Below are 18,372 nucleotides of genomic sequence, written 5' to 3'. Positions count from 1 at the left end.
ACACAGCCCAGCATGCCGCCGGCCACCTGGGCGGCGCGCCGGTGCGCACCGGCGTCGAAGACCCGGACCCGCCAGCCCGCATCGGCTGCGGCCAGCGCGCTGATCAGGCCGACGGCACCGCCGCCGACCACCGACAGTTCCGGCCCGCGGGCCGAGGAGGACAACACGTCGATCAGACCTTCCTTCGCCGGCATGACCCGGATCAGGTTCGACGGTCCAGCGGTGGCGTGCGCTGTCTCAGCCCGCCGGTCCTGCGGGCACCCGTGTTCTTGTGCTCTTCTAGCCTATCCCCATGAGCTCTCACCTCCCCAGTGGTCTGCGCGCCCGGCTGGCGCAGTCCCGGCTGTACCTGTGCACCGACGCCCGGCGCGAACGCGGTGATCTGTTCGACTTCGTCGCCGCGGCCCTGGCCGGCGGCGTGGACATCGTGCAGCTGCGGGACAAGGGTTCGGCCGGCGCCGCCCGGTTCGGGGCGCTGGAGGCCGCCGAAGAACTCGCGTTGCTGGCCGGCCTCAAGGAACTCACCGCGGCGGCCGGTGCGCTGCTGTCGGTGAACGACCGCGCCGATATCGCCGCCCTGGCCGGGGCGGATGTGCTGCACCTGGGGCAGGGCGATCTGACCCCGGCCGCCGCGCGCCGCATCGTCGGCGAGGAGATGATCGTCGGGGTCTCCACGCACGACGACGCCCAGTTGGCGGCCGCCGATGCCGATCGGGCCGTGGACTACTTCTGCACCGGGCCGTGCTGGTCGACGCCGACCAAACCCGGCCGCACCGCCACCGGTCTGGACCTGGTCCGCGCGGCCGCGGCCCGCCCGGCCGGCAAGCCGTGGTTCGCCATCGGCGGCATCGACGCCGCCCGGGTCGGTGCGGTGACCGCCGCCGGGGCCGACCGGATCGTCGTCGTCCGGGCGATCACCGGCGCCGATGATCCCGCCGCCGCCGCACGGGAGCTGCGGAACATGGTTGCGGTTCCACGCTGAACGAGTAGGGTGGCGTCATCATGACGTGGAAGCTTCTGGTAACTCGCCGCAGCGGGGTCTGATCCGAGACCGACCCCCCGCTGCGGGTGGTGCGTACGTTCTTTTCCCCTTGTCGGTCACCAAGATTTCGACCGAAAAGAAGCATCCCGATGCGTAGCGTTATCAATCACCGGCAAACCTGTAGGCGTGAGTCTTCCACTGCGCCGCAGCCGCCGTCGTTCCGTCCCCGTCCGCCGAGCTGGTTCCCGCCCGAGGCCGGCGGCATGAGCGCCGCCCGGTTCGAGGGCGCCTACGCCCCGCGCGGCACCATCGCCCTGCAGCAGTTGCGGACCGAACCCGGTCCCGGCGACAGTGTTCACTGCCGCGCCACCCTCACCGTCGGCCAGCAGCCGCTGCACCTGGAGGCCAGTGCCTTCGGGGCGATCGGGGCGATGAGCGAAATGCTGTACGGGCTCGGCGCCGGCGTCGAAATCGTCTCGCTCTATCACCAGCGCGACGGCCGGCAGGTCGCGGCCTATCTGCGCTGCGAGCGCGACGGGCGGCAGTGCTGGGCGTACGGGCTGGCCGACACCGGCGACGAGGCGACCGTGCGCGCCCTGATCTCGGCGGCCAACCAGCTACACCGGCAGTCTGCCTGAGCCGGGCAGGAGATCCGGCCGCGTGCTGCGGCCGCTCAGCGCAGCCGGTGCCGCAGCTGCGGCCAGGCCCGCCCGAACCCCGGATGCAGGGGCAGCGAATCCACCTGGTCGACCGGTACCCAGCGCAGTTCGGCCGACTCCCCGTTGGCGGTGGTGCTCAGCGGTTCGGGGACGCGGGCGATCACCGTCGTATACGTCCAGCCGCTGACCGCCTCGTGCGTCACCTCGGTCTCCAGGACCTCGACCGCCGTGTGATCGATACCGGCTTCTTCTTCGGCCTCGCGGATCGCCGCGTCGACGGCCGTCTCGTGCGAATCCAGGGCCCCGCCGGGCAGTCCCCAGGTGTCCCCCTGGTGCGACCAGACGGCCCGGTGCTGCAGCAGCACGGCCAGCGTCTGGTCGACCGGAGTGCACAGCAGCAGCCCCGCCGCCCCGTACCGCCCCCAGTAGCGCGCACCGTCCGGGTCGAACACCCAGCCGTCCCCATCTCCACGCACGTGTGACCTCGTTCCTGCTTCGCCGCCGGGTGATCCGGCGGCGATCTTCTTCCACGGTACCGGGGTGTGCCCTGCGACACGCGGCAGGCGACTAGTGTTTGAGGGACGGAAGGGAGACGTTCGGTGAGTAGGCAAACGTCGTCGGTTCGGACGGCGCTGACCCACGCCGGTCGCAAGGTGCTCCCCGAATCCACCCAGGCCAATCCGCGCCTGCGCCAGGTGATCGCCGATCGCCGCGAGATCGCCGCGATGACCCGCGACCGGGTCAGCTCGCCGATCGCCGCCTTCAAGTTCTACGCCCTCACCACACCCGGCAAACTCGTGGTGATCATGTTCGCGCTGACCCTGGCCTCGCTGCTGACCGGGTGGTACTCCTCAGCCACCCTCAACGAGCGCAGCCAGACCCTGGAATCGCTGATCGACCGCAGCGAGCCGCTGGCCGAATCGGCCGAGGTGCTCTACAGCTCCCTGTCGGTGGCCGACGCCGCGGCGAACTCGGCGTTCATCTCCGGCGGACGCGAGTCCCCGGATCTGCGGCGTCTGTACGCCGACGCGATCGCCAGTTCGGGCACCTCCCTGGTGGCCTCGGCCGACGGCGGCGCACCGGCCTCGACCACCAGCGGCCCCGGCGCCAGGATCTCGATCCGCGACGACCTGGACACCATGGCCGTCCAGATCCCCACTTACACCGGTGTCATCGAGACCGCCCGCACCAACAACCGGTTGGGCAACCCGGTCGGCTCGGCCTATCTGGTGCAGGCCTCGTCGTTGATGCAGGACGAGATCCTGCCGGCGGCGCAGCGACTCTACGACGAACGCTCGGCGGCCATCTCCGAACCGCAGCGCACCCTGACGGTGCCGCCGTGGGGGATGTACGTCGCCCTGTTCGGGACCATCGTGATGCTGCTGGGCTGCGGCCGCTATCTGGCGTACCGCACCCGGCGCCACTTCAACATCGGCCTGGTGCTGGGCGCGGTCGCCCTGATGGTGGGCACCCTGTGGCTGCTGGTCACCGGCCTGACCTCGGTGGCGGCAGCCAATACCGCCAAGAATTCCGGCGCCGAACCGCTGCACGAGCTCACCACGATGCGGATCCTCACCCAGCAGGCCCGCTCGGTGGAGACCCTCGGACTGATCCGCCGCTCCGATCCGGGGGCCGGTGACCGCAACTTCTCGGCGGCGATCGACCAGATCCGCACCAAGGCCAGCGCGCTGCTGGCCGAACACGAGAACGAGCCGGGGCTGCGCGATCCGCTGCAGCAGGTGCAGACCTCGATCGTGCAGTGGGAACGGGCCCACCGCGAGGTGAGCCGGCGGCTGGCCGCCGGCGACTTCAACGCCGCCCGCTCGCTGACCATCGGCACCGGCACCATCAGCACCGCCAGCGGTTACGAGCAGGTCAACGCCTCGCTGCTGAGCGCGATCGACGACACCCGCAGCACCTTCCGCAACAACATCCACACCGCCCAGCAGCTGCTGGGTTACACCGGCACCGGGATCGGCTGGCTGTGCGTGGTCGCCGCCGTGGCCGTCGTGGCCGGTCTGGTCCAGCGGATCCGGGAGTACCGATGAGGCCCGGCCGGCGGGGTCTGCTGGCGGCCGCGGCCACCGCGCTGTCGGCGGCGCTGCTGCTGACCGGGTGCGCGTCGTCGCATCTGACCGGCAGCAACCCGCCGACCACCTCGGCCTCGGTGCCGACCCCGCCGGGCGCCTCGTTCGGGGCGCCGGCCCCCGAGGACGTTCCCTCGGCCACCTGCGATCCGTTCACGAGTCTGCGCGCGATGTCCCCGCTGCCCGAACCCGGGCACATGCCGGCCGGGTCGGCCATGGAACGCATCGCCTCGCGCGGACGCATGGTGGTCGGCACCGACACCGGCAGCAACCCGATGAGTTTTCGCGATCCGATCTCCGGGGACATCCGCGGTTTCGATATCGACATCGCCAACTGGATCTCCGAGGCGATCTTCGGCGAGGTGCGCATCGAATACCGCATCCTGGGCACCGGCGACCGGGTCCGGGCGCTGCAGGACGGCGACGTCGACATCGTGGTGAAGTCGATGAGCATCACCTGCGAACGCACCGAGTTGATGGACTTCTCGGCGCCCTACTATGTGGCCTCCCAGCGGATTCTGGTCTACCGCAACTCCGGTATCGAGAGTGTGGCCGGCCTGGCCCACAAATCGGTGTGCGCCACCCGCAACTCCACGCCGATCGCCCGCATCCAGCGCAAGGTGCCCGGCGCCCGACTGGTGACCACCAACACCTGGGCCGACTGCCTGGTGCTGATGCAGCAGGGGCAGGTCGACGGGATCGTCAGCGACGAGCCGCTGCTGTCGGGGATCGCCCAGCAGGATCCGTGGGTCCGTATCGTCGGCGACCCGATCGGCACCGAGTACTACGGGGTCGGCATCCCCAAGGGCGAGAACGATATGGTCCGCTTCGTCAACGGGGTCCTGGAGCAGCGTCGTGCCGACGGCAGCTGGCAGCGCGCCTACACCACCTGGCTGTCCCAGCTCGGTCCCGGTATCCCGCCCCCGACCAACTACCGGGACTGATCGATGAGCCAAGACACCCCCGAGACGAACGACGACCAGCCCGCGCCGATGCCGACCGTCGGCACCGTTCGCACCTCCGACGACCCGTTCTTCGACGATCCCGCGGACAACGACCCCGCCTACGACGACTACGCGGCCACCCAGGCGACCCAGGCCGCCGGCCCCATGACCTTCGACGACGACGAAGACGACGAGGACGTGGGCACCCAGGCGATCGCCAGTGACCGGCTGCTGGCCGACGGTCCGGTGTCCGGACCCGGTTCTCTCCCCCGCCGGCCGGCCCCGCTGGCGCACGACCGCCGCCTGGGTGCCGACCTGGTGCAGCTGCCGGTCATGCAGGACATCGACCCCTCCGATGCGGTGCTGTCCAACCCGATCATCGTCGAGCACAAACGGTTCTGCTGGAACTGCGGGAAGCCGGTGGGCCGCACCTCCGGACCGAACCAGGGGCCGCTGACCGGGCTGTGTCCGCACTGCGGATCGCGCTATTCGTTCGTGCCCGGTCTCGAGCGCGGCACCATGGTCGCCGACCAGTACGAGATCGCCGGGGCCATCGCGCACGGTGGTCTGGGCTGGATCTACCTGGCCGTCGACCACAACGTCTCCGACCGTCCGGTGGTCCTCAAGGGGCTGCTGAACTCGTCGGATTCGGCAGCACGGGCGGTGGCGATCGCCGAGCGGCAGTTCCTGGCGTCGGTGAACGACCCCGGCGTGGTCAAGATCTACAACTTCGTCGAATACACCGACGCAGAGGACCGCCAGCTCGGGTACATCGTCATGGAGTACGTGGGCGGTCACACCCTCAAGCAGCTGACCACCGCCGAGGACGGCTCCAAGATCAATCTGCCCATCGAGCAGGCGATGGCCTACATCCTCGAGGTGCTCTCGGCGATCGGGCATCTGCATTCGCTCGGGCTGGTCTACAACGACGTCAAACCCGACAACATCATGATCACCAGTGACGAGGTGAAGATGATCGACCTGGGTGCGGTATCGGCGATCGGCGGCTACGGGCACCTGTACGGCACTCCCGGATTCCAGGCGCCCGAGATCGTCGAGACCGGCCCGCAGGTGGTCACCGACATCTACAGCATCGGGCGCACCCTGGCCGCCCTGACGCTGGATCTGCCGATGGAGCAGGGCCGCTACCTCGACGGTCTGCCGCCGCCGGAGACCACTGACCTGTTCGCCGAGAACCCGTCGTACTACTACCTACTGCAGCGGGCCACGGCGACCGATCCGGATGAGCGGTTCGAGTCCACCGAGGAGATGACCCACCAGGTGCTGGCGGTGCTGCGCGAGACCGTCGCCCTGCACACCGGGGTGCCGCGCCCGGCGATGTCGAAGGTCTTCACCCCGCAGCGCTCGACCTTCGGCACCAATCTGATCCTGGCGCCGGTCGACGGGTTCTTCGATATCAGCCAGGCCGCCGAACCCGATCCGGCCGATATCACCCGCGCCCTACCCGTGCCGCTGGTCGACCCGACCGATCCGGCGGCCGCCCTGCTCTCCTCGGCCGCGCTGACCTATCCGCGGCAGGTGCTCGACTCGATCAAGGTGGCCCGCCTGGAGGGTTTTCCCGGCCTGGCCACCGCCGACGGCGAGGACGACGGCACCAGTGGCCACACCGCCGTGAGCGCTTCGGTGGAGGTGGATCTGGCCGAGGCGCGCGCCCACCTGGAACTGGGGAACCTGAACATCGCGATGCGGCTGCTGGGCGACATCAGCGACAAGCACGGCGATTCCTGGAGGGTGTACTGGTATCTGGGGATCGCCGCGCTGCAGGACGGCGATGCCGAACTGGCCTATGAGCGCTTTCAGACGGTGCTCGAGGCGCTGCCCGGCGAGGTCGCCCCGAAACTGGCCGTGGCCGGTACCGCCGAACTGATCGGCTACTGGCTGTCGACCCAGGATGAGCTCACCAACGACGAGATCGCCCAGATCGAGCACTGGTACGACATCGCCCGCCAGCACTACCACGATCTGTGGCTGACAGATCACTCCATCATCACCGCCGCCTTCGGTCTGGCCCGGATGCTGATCGCCGACGATCAGCATGCCGAGGCGATCGAACCGCTCGACGAGGTGCCCACCACCAGCCGCCACTACGGCGTCGCCCAGGAGAGCGCGATCCTGTGCCTGGTGCACGGCCGACCGCCCAGTCAGGTGCGCCGCGAGGAACTGTTCGAGGCCGCCGAACGCCTGGAGTCGCTGCGTGACGAGGACGGGCGGCTGGGCCGGCTGCGGCTGATCGTGCTGGGCACCACGCTGGGCTGGATCGACGCGCACCCGGAGGAGGCGCGCGATCCCGACGACGGCGATCCGCCGGACTTCCTGGGCTTCCCGTTCACCGACCCGGGTCTGCGGGCGGGCACCGAACGGTCCCTGCGCGAGCTGGCCCGGCGGACCCGAGACAACCGGGCCCACCGCTTCCTGCTGGTCGATCTGGCCAATCTGGTGCGCCCGGCGACTCTGTTCTGACTCGGCCCGGGTCTGTTCTGACTCGGCCCGGGGCCGACGACGACAGATACCCTAGGAGGTATGACGAAACCTACGGCGATCATCACGGGCGGCTCCGGCGGCATGGGTCTGGCGACCGCCCAGATCATGGCGGCCGACCATCACCTGGTCCTCACCGACCTCGACGACGCCGCCCTGACTGCCGCCGTCGAGCAGATCGAGGCCCTCGGCGGCAGCGCAGAGTACGTGGTCGCCGACATCACCGCCCGCTCTCAGGTGGACGAGGTGCTCGCTGCGGCCCAGGCGGCCGGCCGATTGCGCGCAGTAGTGCACGCAGCCGGGGTGAGTCCGCACATGGGCGATGCCGCCAAGATCATCGACATCAACGCCGTGGGTACCGTCAATGTCACCCGGGCCGCCTATGTGGTCGCCGACGACGGTTTCGCGCTGGTCAACGTTGCCTCGATCGCCGGGCAGATGCTGCCCCGGATCATGGTTCCCACCCGCGCATTCCGGTATGCGAACACCCACCTGGCCACGTTCCGCCGCAAGCTGATCGCGGCCGCCTCGCGCACCGGCAAGAAGGCGGCAGCGGGACAGGCCTACTCCATCTCCAAGGCCTTCGTGATCTGGTATTCAGCCGAACAGGCCGCCGACTTCGGTGCCAAGGGCGCCCGGATCCTGTCGGTCTCGCCCGGCTCCTTCGACACCGAGATGGGGCGCCTGGAAGAGGACGGCGGCGCCGGCCGGATGACCGACTTCGCCGCTCTCAAGCGCTTCGGCCGTCCCGAAGAGATCGCCGAGCTGCTGGCCTTCTGCGCGAGCGACAAACCCGGCTACCTGACCGGTATCGACATCCTGTGCGACGGCGGCACCAAGGCCGGTATGGGTTTCAAGGAGATGCTGACGCTGGCCCGCGAGGCCTGACCGGTACGGCCGCTCGACCCGGCGAGCAGCGGCCGCGACACCCCTAGTCGGCAGGGCCCGCACGCGCCATGCCGTTCGCCTGGCCCACACCCCAGCGACCCAGCCGGACGCTGACCTGGGTGCCGACCAGCACGTCAGTACCGTCGAGGTCGCACCCGGTCAGCTGCACAGCGCCCTCCTGCTGCACGACGACGCTGCGCGCCCGATCGCACGGCGCCTCATGCCCGTAAACCAGTGCGGACGCCGCGGCCAGCGCCCCGAGGTCGGCGGCGTTCTGCGCGCGATGCCGGGCCAGGACCGCCGAACCCAGGTACGTGACCGCCAGCAGCACTGTCACCAGACCCGCGATCGCCAATGCCGCCGCAACCGTCGCGAAACCCGCGTCGTCGTGCCACCACCGCACCCCTCGCGACGAGCGGCTCGACGGCGCACCTGGGCGCCGTTTCACGTGCCGGCCACCAGGTCACCGTCACCGGCGCTCGGCTCGACAGCGGCGACGCTGCGCGCCGAAACGTCCAGCAACGGCAGCAGCGGCACCTTCGCGACGACGGTCGCGACCACCTGCTCGCCACTGCGCTGGACCTGAATGCGAGCCCCGGACGGCGCCACCCGTGCCCCGACGGGGACTGCCGCCGAGTCCCCGGCCGCAGACAACCGCGCGACCTCACGGGCTGCATCGGTGCAGCGCAGGTGCGCCACTACCCCGCCGATCGCGGCCACTCCCAGCACGACCACGGCGACCAGTGCCGCCAGCGCATAGGCGGCCTCGACGGTCACCATTCCGGTCTCGTCCGCCGCAAGCCGTCGCCACCACCGCCGGCTCATCCCACCGAGGTGGACAGTGCTTTGCTGATGATCCCCGTCAGCGCACTCACCACGTTGTCGCCGGTGACGACGCTGTACAGGATCGCCCCGAACGCAGCCGCGGCAATCGTGCCGATCGCATATTCGGCCGTCGACATGCCGGAGTCGTCGTGCGCGAGCCGGCTGATCTCCGCTCCCGCACGATCCGCCAGCTTCCCGAGAACTCGCACTCCCATAATCTCCCCCTTGTTCATCAACCGCCTCTGCGGCTGCGTGATGTCGTCGATGGTTAGACGCCGCCGTGACGCCTCCGGTTCCACGACACGCCGGGAGTCACCATTGTCCGAGCATTCCGCCGGCCAGCCCGATCACTACCGGCACGATGCCCAGGCAGACGAAGGCCGGCAGAAAACACAATCCCAGCGGCCCGCTGATGGTGACCCCGGCGCGCTCGGCCCGGGCCAGCGCTTGCGTCTGTGCCTCCTGCCGGGTCGACTCGGCCAGCGTCGCGACTCCCTCGGCCAGCGAGGATCCGGCCCGGGACGCCCGGCGCGCGAGCATCGCCAGATCTTGGAAATGCGGGTCCACAACGTCGCCGCCGGGCGTCCAGGCCTGCACCGGATCAGCCCCCAGACCCAGCAGTTCGGCAGCCCGCTCCAGGTGTCCGGCCAGGGGCGCCGGACTGTGCTGCGCTGCCACCGCAGCAGCCACACCGACCGGCAGACCGGCCAGCAGGCACACCGCGAACACGTCGTAGGCCGCGGCCACGGCGAACGGGTCGGGGCGCGGGGCCGCCCGGAGCCATCGCGGCTGCCCGCGTGCCCGCGCCGCGGTGACGGCGTGCGGTTCGGTCGTCGCGATCCTGGTCAGACCGGATCCTGGCATCGGCCACATCAGCAGCGCCGCGGCCAGGACGATCATCGCGCCGGTCATCGCCGGGCCTTGGCCACGATCGCGTCGGCCCACAGCAACCCGGCCGCAGCCAGACCGACTCCGACCACCAGCAATACCGAGCCGATCGGCGTACCGACGAGCACTCTCAGCGGCGCTGCGCCCATCAACTGGCCCAGCCCCAGGCCCAGCAGTGGCAGCCCAGCCAGCACCATCGCAGTCGCCCGCGGCCCCGCCAGACCGGCTTCGGTCCGGGCGGCGAACTCCTTGCGCTGCACCAGATCCGACCGCAACGCATCCAGCAGCGCCGCCATCGGCAGCCCGTGCCTGCTGGAGATGGCCCACGCCTGGCTCAGCCGGCGCAGGCCCGGCAGATCGGCGGGGACCGCGTCGGGATCCAGACCCCCGCCCAGTTCCACCCGCGCGGCGATCCGGGAGAGCTCGGCCGCCACCGGCGACCTGCTCTCACCGAGCTCGTCGACGGCAGCTTTGCACGCCCCCACCAGCGGAGCGCCGACCGACATCTCGGCCACCATCACTCCCAAAGCCCGGCACAACTCCTGTTCGCGCGCCGCTCTCGCAGCCTCAGCCGCTGTTTTCCGGCGGCGTGAGATCCCGACTGCGGCAACGATTCCCGCGGCCAGGCCAACACCCACCCCGCCGACCGCGCCGAGGACCGGTACCGCAGCCAGCACGACCACCGTCGTTCCGGGTCGGCGGCTGTGTCGGTCCGCTCGGCCGCTGAGCCCTCCGATGCGGCGTTGCCCCTGCGTCGACGGCCACAGCAGCAGCGCCGAGGCCAGCAGCAGCAATGCCGGAATCAGCAGTGTCATCTCGGCCATGGACCCCGCCTGTCCGCGCCGTCGTCGCGGCGCCAGCGGCTGCGGATCGACACCATGCCGTCGGCACCCCGCTGCACCGTGCCGATCTCGACCAGACCGCGGCCGCCGTCGGGGCCACGGGCCACGCACAGCACCACCTCCAGTGCCGCTGCGAGCTGGCTGTGCAGCGCCGCCCGGCTCATCCCGCCCAGCGCCGCCAGCGCTTCCATCCGGGCCGGCACTTCGGTCGCCGAATTGGCGTGCAGGGTGCCCGCACATCCCTGATGGCCGGTGTTCAGCGCGGTCAGCAGGTCGATCACTTCGGCGCCTCTCACCTCGCCGACGATGATCCGGTCCGGCCGCATCCGCAGCGCTTGCCGCACCAGTGCGCGGACCGAGACCTCCCCGATCCCCTCGACATTGGGCGCTCTGGCCACCAGCCGCACCACGTGTGGATGCTGCGGTTCCAGTTCGGGTGCATCCTCGACCAGCACCAGCCGTTCGCGCGGATCGACCTGCCCCAGCAGCGAGTTGAGCAGCGTGCTCTTGCCGGCGCCGGTGCCGCCCACCACCAGGAAGGCGCGGCGCTCGGCCACCATGTCGGCCACCAGATCGCTGACCTGCGGCGGAATCGCGCCGTTGGCGACCAGTGTCGCGAAGTCCATCGTCGTGCTGCGCAGGACACGTAGCGAGATGCATGTGCCGTCGGTGGCCAGTGGCGGGATCATCGCGTGCAGCCGGACGGCGTACCCGTGGCGTCCCACGCCCGACAGCCGTCCGTCGACCCACGGTTGCGCGTCGTCGAGCCGGCGTCCCGCACCCAATGCCAGCCGCACCGCCAGCCGCCGGACACTGGCTTCGTCGTCGAACACCACCCCGGCCGGTTCCAGCCCGCTTCCGCGCTCGACCCACACCCGCTGCGGGCCGGTCACCAGGATGTCGGTGACCGCCGGATCGGCCAGCAGGGTCTCCAACGGCCCGGCGCCGACCAGTTCGGTCTGCAGGTAGCGCAGGGCCGCCAGCAGGTCGGTGTCCGAGAGCAGGCCGCCCGATTCGCTGCGGACCGCCTCGGCGATGGTCTGCGGATCCGGTTCGACCGCCCGGCTGGCCAGCTGTTCGCGCACCTTGGCCAGCAGTTCGGTGTGCCGCCGGGCGTCCACACTCATCGTCGTACCCGATGCAGTGCCTGCAACGCCTCCAGCACCGTCGCCGCCGCCCGGCCCTCGGGGCTGCGGGCCACGGGCCGCAGTCCGCCCTCCTCACAGCGCCGGGCCAGCGACCGGCGGGTGCGCAAGGTGGCGAGCAGCGGGATGCCGACCGCGTCGGCGACCTGTTCCACCGACAGCCCGCCTGGTGCCGGCCCGCGAACGACCAGACGCAGGTCCCCGCGCCCACCCAGCCGGGCCAGCAGCTTGCGGGTGGCCGCCACCCCCGGGACCGAGGCGGCGGTGACCACCACCGTCAGATCGGCCGAGTCGAGCACCCCGGACGCCGCCGGATCGGTCGCCCGCCCCAGGTCGGCGACGACCAGCTCCCCGTTGCTGCGGGCCGCATCCAGCACGGCCAGCACCGTCTCGGCCGACAGGGCACTGCCGTCGCCGCGCGCCCGCGTGGCGATGCGCAACCGGTCCCCGATCCCCGGCAGCGCCGCCGACAGCGCCGGCCCGGCGATGCTGCCGGTCTCGCCGGTGATGTCGTTCCACCGCAGGCCCGGCACCTCTTCGGCGCCCAGCAGCAGATCCAGTCCGGCCCCGCCGGGCTCCACGTCGAGCAGCAGCACTCCGCCGCCCCGCCGGCTCGCGGTCTCGGCGAGCACCGCGGCGAATGTGCTGACCCCGGCCCCGCCGTGACCGCCGACCACCGCCAGCACCGGGGCGGCGGTGCGGCGGGGGCGCCGCAGACCCGACAGCGCCGCCACCAGCTGCGACTCCTCCTCGGGCAGCACGTACCCGCCCTGAGCGCCCAGAGCCAGACCGTCCCGCCACGTCCCAGCCGCGGCCTCGGGACCGGCTACCACCAGCACCCCCGCACGCGGCGGCGGCGCCGTACCGGTGAGCGTCTCCAATGCGCGGCCGTCGACCACCACCGCACCCGCGCGCAACCATTCGTGCCGGCAGCGCGCCGGATCGGCTCGGGCGATGCGGTAGCCGGCCGCCGCCCCGCACCGGGCGACATCGTCGTACAGCACGGGTCCGGTCAGGGCGAGCAGGACATCGGTCATACCCGACAGCTTCGGGCCGATCGGCCGGTCAGGCCAGGGCGCTGTCCACAGGGTCGCCGGTCGGCAGCGAGTAATCCACAGGCGGCCGGATCAACCGGTGAACGGTGGAGTGAACTCGCACGGCACCGTGACCGGATGTTCGGGGTCGAGTGCGTTGAGCACCATGTACGCCGCCCGCCGCGATCCGGCGATGGCCATGTGGTCGCTGTAGTCCTGGGCGCAGGTGTCCTGCACGACAATGTTGCGCACCGTCTCACCGCGGCGACCGGGCACCAGGCCGCTGGTGTACGGCACCACCATCTCGTCGTACCGGGTCGCGATGTTGGTGTAGGCGACGCCCCGGACGTACGGGCTGCCGCCGGCCCAGATCTTCTTGTGCATCGGCGAACCCGGCAGCATGCCGCCGCACCCGACGCAGAACGGCATCGGCACGTCGCCCAGCGCCTGCCCGAGAGCCTTCGATTCCGGTCCGAAGGCACCGGTACCTCGCCACAGCGGCGCCAGCGAGACATAATTGGTCACCTTGTCGGCACCCCCGAGATACTTCAGGTAGTACGTCGGCATGTAGGTGCCCTGCGAGTGCCCGACCAGGTCGACGGTCTGCGCGCCGGTCGAGGACCGCACCTTGTCGACGAACCGCGCCAGCTGCCGGGCGCTGACCTCCTGCCGGTCCATCCCGCCCACCGCGGTGAACGGCCACGGCAGACCCGGCAACGCGCCGTAGGTCAGCGCGTAGACGCAGTAGCCGCGGTTGGCAAGCATCGGCGCGTAGGAGCCCCAGTTGGTGGTCTTCGCCCCGCCGGTGCCGTGGACCAGGATCACCGGCCGCGGATGCTGCGCGGACGGCTTGCAGGTCCAGTCGTTCGAGCCGGGCAGGTCGCCACCGGGGTGGGCCAGCTCGTACGGGATCCCGCCGAAGAAGTTGTAATCCTCCGGCAACGGCGCCGCAGCAGCCGGACCGGCGAGCGCAGCGCCGGTGAGGATCAGCAGCAGTGCCGCACCCAGAAGACCGATCGTTCGCCGCATGAGGTGCCCGCCCTTTACCGTCGTGGATCACGCCGTCGATTGGGGACAGACGCTAGCAGCCTGGGTGCATCGAAGAGCCATAACGCGCAAGACGCGATCGGCTGCAGGCGGGGAGGCGAGGACCGTTGCCCCGGAGTCGACGACGCCGTCGGCGCGTGGTGAACGGACCCGGAAAAGGTGATGACCCCGGCCAGGGGGGAGGAGGCCGGGGTCATCGGCCTTCAGCCCCGGGGGGTCGGGCTGAAGGCTCCGGCCGAAGCCGGATACCTGCGAACGTACACCCGGCTCCCAAGCACTGCAACTTGCAACTAACCAGTGTCGACGATCGGCTCCCCGCCGTTCCCGATTTTCGGCGTTCAACGCGCGGCCGGGCACAAATCGACGTAACCTCGGCCCGTGACTTCCATGTCGCCTCCCCGCTCAGCGGCCTTTTTCGATCTGGACAAAACAGTCATCGCCAGATCGAGTGCACTGGCCTTCACTCGCCGCTTCTACGACGGCGGACTGCTCAGCAAACGCACGATGCTGCGCTCGGCGATCGCCCAACTCCAGTTCCTGTTGACCGCGGCACCCGAAGACCACGTGGAGCGGATGCGCAAACACGTGACCGAGATGAGCGCCGGCTGGGATGCGGCCACGGTCCGGTCCATCGTCACCGAGACCCTCGAGGACGTGGTGCGCCCGGTGATCTTCACCGAGGCCGCCGCGCTGATCGCAGAACACAAGGCCGCCGGCCGTGATGTCGTGCTGATCTCCGCGTCCGGAATGGAGATGGTCGAGCCGATCGGCGAACTCCTGGGGGCCGACCTGGTGCGGGCGACCGTCATGGAGGTGATCGACGGCCGCTACTCCGGCCGGATCGAGTTCTACTGCTACGGCGAGGCCAAAGCGCAAGCCATGCGCGAACTCGCCGACGAACGCGGCTACGACCTCTCCCAGTGCTACGCGTACTCCGATTCGGCCACCGACATCCCCATGCTCACCGCGGCCGGCAACCGCGCCGTGGTGAACCCGGACAAGGTTCTGCGCGCCTACGCCCAGGAGCACGATTGGGAGATTCTGGACTTCCCGAATCCGGCACCACTGGTCGACTGGTCCAGTACCACCACCCGCGGCTGGACCGCGTTCGCCGCCGGAGTCAGCGCCGTGGCGGTGGCCGCTGCGACCTACGGCATCGTCCACCTCCTGCAGGAACGCCACGACGCCGCCTGATTTTTCGCGAAACACTTGCTGTGATGCAAATCACCGTGTACTAGTAGAGGTACGGAACGGCAGAAGGCCACATTCGGACCAGAAGAGAAGGCCCGAATCCCCGAAAGTCGTTCCCAGCATGGGCGGCAAGTACCGACGCGGAGCGCGCCGCATTGGCAGAAGCGTTGTGCGCCTGCGACATCGAGGCCCCGGCCCGGCCGGACCTCGTTCCCTCGCCGAGGCGAGACCACAACCCACCTTGCACGCTCGGTCACTCGAGTCCATGCTCGCGGGCGGCACCTGAAAGCGGTTCACCGGATTCAGGGGCCGCCCGCAATACTGTCTGCACCCGGGTTACTGTCTGCACCCGGATTCCGCCTCCGGATCCGCCGCGGCCACGCATCGACGGGGCCGGCGTCCGTCCGGTCAGCGCGCGGCGTCGGCGATCGACGCCGCTTCTGCCGCACCGGCCTGCATCGCCTGACAGCACAGGATGATCCAGTCCGCCAGCGCCTGCGGGTCCCCGGTGGCAAAGCGCGCCGAGGCCTCCCGGTACTCCCCGAGCCGGCGCAGCCAGGTCACCTCCGGCACCCCCAGCAGGTGCGGGTCGAGCCCCTTCGTCGCACTGACCAGTCGGGACGCCCCGCGGGCGACCACACCGTTGCCCTGCTCGAAGGGCGCCAGCGCCAGCAGTTCGCCGTGCACCACCGCGGCCAGCACCGCCGCCGGAACCGCGGTCGCCCCGGTGATCAGCTGCCCCAGCAGATCCAGCCGGGCGGCGATGTGCGGCTCATCGCGCGGACGGCCCAGCAGCTCCTCGTCGACCAGGTCGGCCGCAGCCAGCGAATGCATCCGCGCCAGCGACTGCATCGGTGCGCGCCGGAACACCGCGACCTCCCGGTCGATCGTGTCCGGATCCAGCGCCTGCGCCACTCGGATCGCCCCGGACATCACCGGATCGTCGAAGTCGTGCTCCCGGTTCAGCTCGGTGGTGGCCCCCTCCATCGCCGCCGAGCTGCGGCCGCCCCGCCACGACGACTCCCGCGAGGTCTTGTCCCAGCCGCGCAGATTCACCGGATGACGGTGGACGGCGGCCAGGGCCTCGCCCGCCTGTTCGGCGGCATCGGCGACGCCGGGAAGCTCGAGTAGCGGCAGCAGCGGATCGACGGTCACCGCTTCAGCCTAATGCTCCCGGTCACCACCGACCCCGCCGGACCGACCGCTCATCGCACGCATCCCACCCGCAACCTCTGTGCCGTTACCCTCGACCCCGGCGGTGACTACGCTCACAACTGTTGATGAACCGCGAGCCATGACACCTCCAAGATTCGCGTGAGGAACGGTCCCTCGCGACAACCGAAAGGCAGCCACCATGTCGTCCACCGATCAGGTCTACCCGCCCTCACCGGAATTCGTCGCCCAGGCCAACGCCAACGAGGCGATGTACTCGCGCGCTGCGAACGATCCGGAAGAGTTCTGGGCCGAACAGGCACGCCGCCTGGACTGGGCGGTCCCGTTCACCCGCGGGCTGGACTGGTCGGATGCCCCGTTCGCGACGTGGTTCGCCGACGGCAAACTGAACGTCGCGGTCAACTGCGTCGACCGGCACGTCGACGCCGGCAAGGGTGATCGGGTCGCGATCCACTGGGTCGGCGAGCCCGGCGATTCCCGGGACTTGACCTACAGCCAGCTCAAGGACGAGGTCAGCCGCGCGGCCAACTACTTCGCGTCCATCGGGCTGGTGGCCGGCGACCGGGTGGCCATCTACATGCCGATGGTCCCCGAGGCGATCATCGCGATGCTGGCCTGTGCACGTCTGGGCCTGACCCACACGGTGGTCTTCGCCGGCTTCTCCTCGGCCGCCCTGCGCGCCCGCGTCGACGACGCCGGCGCCAAGGTCGTCATCACCACCGACGGCCAGTTCCGGCGCGGTGAGCCCGCCCCGCTCAAGACCGCGGTCGACGAGGCCCTCGGCTCCGGCGACGACGCCGCCCCGTCGGTCGAGAAGGTCATCGTTGTTCGCCGCACCAATCACGATCCGGATCTGCCGTGGGTGGCCGGCCGCGACGTCTGGTGGGAGGACACCGTCGCCGAAGCCTCTCCCGTCCACGAGCCGGAGGCCTTCGACGCCGAACAGCCGCTGTTCCTGCTGTACACCTCCGGCACCACCGGCAGCCCGAAGGGCATCGTGCACACCTCCGGCGGCTATCTGACCCAGGCCGCCTACACCTTCCACAACGTCTTCGATCACAAGGAAGCGCGCGACGTCTTCTGGTGCACCGCCGATATCGGCTGGGTCACCGGGCACACCTACATCGTCTACGGACCGCTGGCCAACGGCGCCACCGAGATCGTCTACGAGGGCACCCCGAACTCGCCCGACGAGCACCGCCATTTCAACATCATCGAGAAGTACGGCGTCACCACCTACTACACGGCCCCGACCCTGATCCGCACCTTCATGAAGTGGGGCCGGCAGGTGCCCGACGCCCACGATCTGACCTCGCTGCGCCTGCTGGGCACCGTCGGCGAGCCGATCAACCCCGAGGCCTGGCGCTGGTACTACGACGTCATCGGCGGCAACCGCTGCCCGATCGTGGACACCTGGTGGCAGACCGAGACCGGCGCGCACATGCTGGCGCCGCTGCCGGGCGTCACCGCCTGCGTCCCGGGATCGGCGATGGGCCCGCTCCCGGGGATCAGCGCCAAGGTGGTCGACGACAACGGCAACGAACTCCCGCAGGGCGAACAGGGCTACCTGGTTCTGGACAAGCCGTGGCCCGGCATGCTGCGCGGCATCTGGGGTGACCGCCAGCGGTTCATCGACACCTACTGGTCGCGGTTCGCCGAACAGGGCTGGTACTTCGCCGGCGACGGCGCCCGGTACGACGAGAACGGCGCGCTGTGGGTGCTCGGCCGCGTCGACGACGTCATGAACGTCTCCGGTCACCGCATCTCCACCGCCGAGGTCGAGTCGGCGCTGGTGGCCCATCCGGCGGTGGCCGAGGCCGCGGTGATCGGCGCCGCCGACGAGACCACCGGCCAGGGCATCGTCGCCTTCGTCATCCTCATGGAGGAGAGCGACGACCACGACGCGCTGATCACCCAGATGCGCGATCAGGTGGCCGTGGACATCTCCCCGATCGCCAAACCGCGCGAGATCAACATCGTGCCCGAACTGCCCAAGACCCGCTCGGGCAAGATCATGCGACGCCTACTCAAGGACGTCGCCGAAGGCCGTGAGCTCGGCGACACCTCGACGCTGGTCGATCCCTCGGTGTTCGAGGCGATCCGATCCCAGCGCGCCTGACCCCGGCCGGCGGCCCGCACCCGCGCGCGCACCCGCTCCGGCCGGGGCC

18 protein-coding genes, 1 pseudogene and 1 riboswitch are annotated in these 18,372 nt (G+C 70.3%); of the genes and pseudogenes, 8 read left to right on the top strand and 11 right to left on the bottom strand.

Annotated features, from left to right (window positions below):
- A pseudogene (locus tag GOHSU_RS16805) lies at positions 1-194 on the bottom strand (hypothetical protein); the annotation flags it as partial.
- Positions 163-275: riboswitch (TPP riboswitch) on the bottom strand. Its footprint overlaps the pseudogene before it by 32 nt.
- A gap of 17 nt (positions 276-292) precedes the next feature.
- On the opposite strand from GOHSU_RS16805, the gene thiE reads away from it, so the two are divergent.
- Together thiE and GOHSU_RS11890 are read left to right on the top strand one after the other, a co-directional pair.
- On the top strand, positions 293-982 hold the full coding sequence (gene thiE / locus GOHSU_RS11895) for a thiamine phosphate synthase (protein WP_005941902.1): 690 nt from the start codon (positions 293-295) through the stop codon (positions 980-982).
- Positions 983-1,245: 263 nt separating this feature from the next.
- Entirely contained in the window at positions 1,246-1,620 is a 375-nt protein-coding gene (locus GOHSU_RS11890; RefSeq protein ID WP_024332950.1) for a 2-isopropylmalate synthase, read from the top strand.
- A gap of 35 nt (positions 1,621-1,655) precedes the next feature.
- Here the strand turns inward: GOHSU_RS11890 and GOHSU_RS11885 are convergent, their stop codons facing one another.
- Entirely contained in the window at positions 1,656-2,117 is a 462-nt protein-coding gene (locus GOHSU_RS11885) for an NUDIX domain-containing protein (protein ID WP_005941897.1), read from the bottom strand.
- A gap of 123 nt (positions 2,118-2,240) precedes the next feature.
- Between GOHSU_RS11885 and GOHSU_RS11880 the strand changes: the two genes are divergently transcribed.
- The 4 genes from GOHSU_RS11880 to GOHSU_RS11865 are packed head-to-tail and all read left to right on the top strand — an operon-like array spanning position 2,241 to position 8,059.
- Positions 2,241-3,689 carry a GlnX family signal transduction membrane protein gene (locus tag GOHSU_RS11880; RefSeq protein ID WP_005941894.1) on the top strand — a complete coding sequence of 483 codons (1,449 nt, stop codon included), beginning with the start codon at positions 2,241-2,243 and terminating at the stop codon, positions 3,687-3,689.
- Complete coding sequence (locus GOHSU_RS11875; protein WP_005941892.1) at positions 3,686-4,672, top strand: glutamate ABC transporter substrate-binding protein; 987 nt, start codon at positions 3,686-3,688, stop codon at positions 4,670-4,672. Before GOHSU_RS11880 ends, GOHSU_RS11875 begins: the two co-directional genes overlap by 4 nt.
- A gap of 3 nt (positions 4,673-4,675) precedes the next feature.
- A complete protein-coding gene (locus tag GOHSU_RS11870; protein WP_005941890.1) occupies positions 4,676-7,153 on the top strand; it encodes a serine/threonine-protein kinase in 2,478 nt (825 codons plus the stop codon).
- Between the two features lie 60 nt (positions 7,154-7,213).
- Entirely contained in the window at positions 7,214-8,059 is an 846-nt protein-coding gene (locus GOHSU_RS11865; protein ID WP_005941889.1) for an SDR family NAD(P)-dependent oxidoreductase, read from the top strand.
- Between the two features lie 43 nt (positions 8,060-8,102).
- Here the strand turns inward: GOHSU_RS11865 and GOHSU_RS11860 are convergent, their stop codons facing one another.
- The 8 genes from GOHSU_RS11860 to GOHSU_RS11825 all read right to left on the bottom strand — a co-directional run bounded on the left by GOHSU_RS11860 (position 8,103) and on the right by GOHSU_RS11825 (position 13,822).
- Complete coding sequence (locus GOHSU_RS11860; RefSeq protein ID WP_051139570.1) at positions 8,103-8,507, bottom strand: Rv3654c family TadE-like protein; 405 nt, start codon at positions 8,505-8,507, stop codon at positions 8,103-8,105.
- Complete coding sequence (locus GOHSU_RS11855) at positions 8,504-8,839, bottom strand: TadE family type IV pilus minor pilin (RefSeq protein ID WP_005941886.1); 336 nt, start codon at positions 8,837-8,839, stop codon at positions 8,504-8,506. The genes GOHSU_RS11860 and GOHSU_RS11855 overlap by 4 nt, the downstream gene beginning before the upstream one ends.
- A gap of 41 nt (positions 8,840-8,880) precedes the next feature.
- A complete protein-coding gene (locus GOHSU_RS11850; RefSeq protein ID WP_024332949.1) occupies positions 8,881-9,099 on the bottom strand; it encodes a DUF4244 domain-containing protein in 219 nt (72 codons plus the stop codon).
- A 97-nt stretch (positions 9,100-9,196) separates the two neighbouring features.
- Positions 9,197-9,796: a type II secretion system F family protein gene (locus GOHSU_RS11845; protein WP_005941882.1), complete on the bottom strand. Its 600-nt coding sequence runs from the start codon at positions 9,794-9,796 to the stop codon at positions 9,197-9,199.
- Positions 9,793-10,596: a type II secretion system F family protein gene (locus GOHSU_RS11840; protein WP_005941880.1), complete on the bottom strand. Its 804-nt coding sequence runs from the start codon at positions 10,594-10,596 to the stop codon at positions 9,793-9,795. Before GOHSU_RS11840 ends, GOHSU_RS11845 begins: the two co-directional genes overlap by 4 nt.
- Positions 10,584-11,741, bottom strand: a complete 1,158-nt coding sequence (locus tag GOHSU_RS11835) for a TadA family conjugal transfer-associated ATPase (protein ID WP_005941878.1) — start codon at positions 11,739-11,741, stop codon at positions 10,584-10,586. The genes GOHSU_RS11840 and GOHSU_RS11835 overlap by 13 nt, the downstream gene beginning before the upstream one ends.
- A complete protein-coding gene (gene ssd, locus GOHSU_RS11830) occupies positions 11,738-12,796 on the bottom strand; it encodes a septum site-determining protein Ssd (RefSeq protein ID WP_005941876.1) in 1,059 nt (352 codons plus the stop codon). The genes GOHSU_RS11835 and ssd overlap by 4 nt, the downstream gene beginning before the upstream one ends.
- A 90-nt stretch (positions 12,797-12,886) precedes the next feature.
- Entirely contained in the window at positions 12,887-13,822 is a 936-nt protein-coding gene (locus GOHSU_RS11825; RefSeq protein WP_005941873.1) for an esterase/lipase family protein, read from the bottom strand.
- A 405-nt stretch (positions 13,823-14,227) separates the two neighbouring features.
- Here GOHSU_RS11825 and GOHSU_RS11820 point away from each other — a divergent pair, with 405 nt between their 5' ends.
- A complete protein-coding gene (locus tag GOHSU_RS11820; protein WP_005941870.1) occupies positions 14,228-15,034 on the top strand; it encodes an HAD family hydrolase in 807 nt (268 codons plus the stop codon).
- A gap of 405 nt (positions 15,035-15,439) precedes the next feature.
- Here the strand turns inward: GOHSU_RS11820 and GOHSU_RS11815 are convergent, their stop codons facing one another.
- Positions 15,440-16,186, bottom strand: coding sequence for a hypothetical protein (locus GOHSU_RS11815; protein WP_005941867.1), 747 nt, complete (start codon positions 16,184-16,186; stop codon positions 15,440-15,442).
- 199 nt (positions 16,187-16,385) lie between these two features.
- Between GOHSU_RS11815 and acs the strand changes: the two genes are divergently transcribed.
- Positions 16,386-18,323, top strand: coding sequence for an acetate--CoA ligase (gene acs, locus GOHSU_RS11810; protein ID WP_005941864.1), 1,938 nt, complete (start codon positions 16,386-16,388; stop codon positions 18,321-18,323).
- The last annotated feature ends 49 nt before the right edge of the window (positions 18,324-18,372 follow it).

This window comes from Gordonia hirsuta DSM 44140 = NBRC 16056, assembly GCF_000333015.1.
Taxonomy (GTDB): domain Bacteria; phylum Actinomycetota; class Actinomycetes; order Mycobacteriales; family Mycobacteriaceae; genus Gordonia; species Gordonia hirsuta.
Note: the sequence above shows the minus strand (reverse complement) of the source record. Positions and strands in the feature narration are given on the sequence as shown.

What these genes read in the sequence shown, in the direction of transcription:
- GOHSU_RS11835 (WP_005941878.1), bottom strand. Translation starts at nt 11,741, where the DNA reads ATGAGTGTGGACGCCCGGCGGCACACCGAACTGCTGGCCAAGGTGCGC.
- GOHSU_RS11825 (WP_005941873.1), bottom strand. Translation starts at nt 13,822, where the DNA reads ATGCGGCGAACGATCGGTCTTCTGGGTGCGGCACTGCTGCTGATCCTC.
- GOHSU_RS11890 (WP_024332950.1), top strand. Translation starts at nt 1,246, where the DNA reads ATGAGCGCCGCCCGGTTCGAGGGCGCCTACGCCCCGCGCGGCACCATC.
- GOHSU_RS11875 (WP_005941892.1), top strand. Translation starts at nt 3,686, where the DNA reads ATGAGGCCCGGCCGGCGGGGTCTGCTGGCGGCCGCGGCCACCGCGCTG.
- GOHSU_RS11820 (WP_005941870.1), top strand. Translation starts at nt 14,228, where the DNA reads ATGTCGCCTCCCCGCTCAGCGGCCTTTTTCGATCTGGACAAAACAGTC.
- acs (WP_005941864.1), top strand. Translation starts at nt 16,386, where the DNA reads ATGTCGTCCACCGATCAGGTCTACCCGCCCTCACCGGAATTCGTCGCC.
- thiE (WP_005941902.1), top strand. Translation starts at nt 293, where the DNA reads ATGAGCTCTCACCTCCCCAGTGGTCTGCGCGCCCGGCTGGCGCAGTCC.
- GOHSU_RS11850 (WP_024332949.1), bottom strand. Translation starts at nt 9,099, where the DNA reads ATGGGAGTGCGAGTTCTCGGGAAGCTGGCGGATCGTGCGGGAGCGGAG.
- GOHSU_RS11855 (WP_005941886.1), bottom strand. Translation starts at nt 8,839, where the DNA reads ATGGTGACCGTCGAGGCCGCCTATGCGCTGGCGGCACTGGTCGCCGTG.
- GOHSU_RS11840 (WP_005941880.1), bottom strand. Translation starts at nt 10,596, where the DNA reads ATGGCCGAGATGACACTGCTGATTCCGGCATTGCTGCTGCTGGCCTCG.
- GOHSU_RS11845 (WP_005941882.1), bottom strand. Translation starts at nt 9,796, where the DNA reads ATGACCGGCGCGATGATCGTCCTGGCCGCGGCGCTGCTGATGTGGCCG.
- ssd (WP_005941876.1), bottom strand. Translation starts at nt 12,796, where the DNA reads ATGACCGATGTCCTGCTCGCCCTGACCGGACCCGTGCTGTACGACGAT.
- GOHSU_RS11865 (WP_005941889.1), top strand. Translation starts at nt 7,214, where the DNA reads ATGACGAAACCTACGGCGATCATCACGGGCGGCTCCGGCGGCATGGGT.
- GOHSU_RS11870 (WP_005941890.1), top strand. Translation starts at nt 4,676, where the DNA reads ATGAGCCAAGACACCCCCGAGACGAACGACGACCAGCCCGCGCCGATG.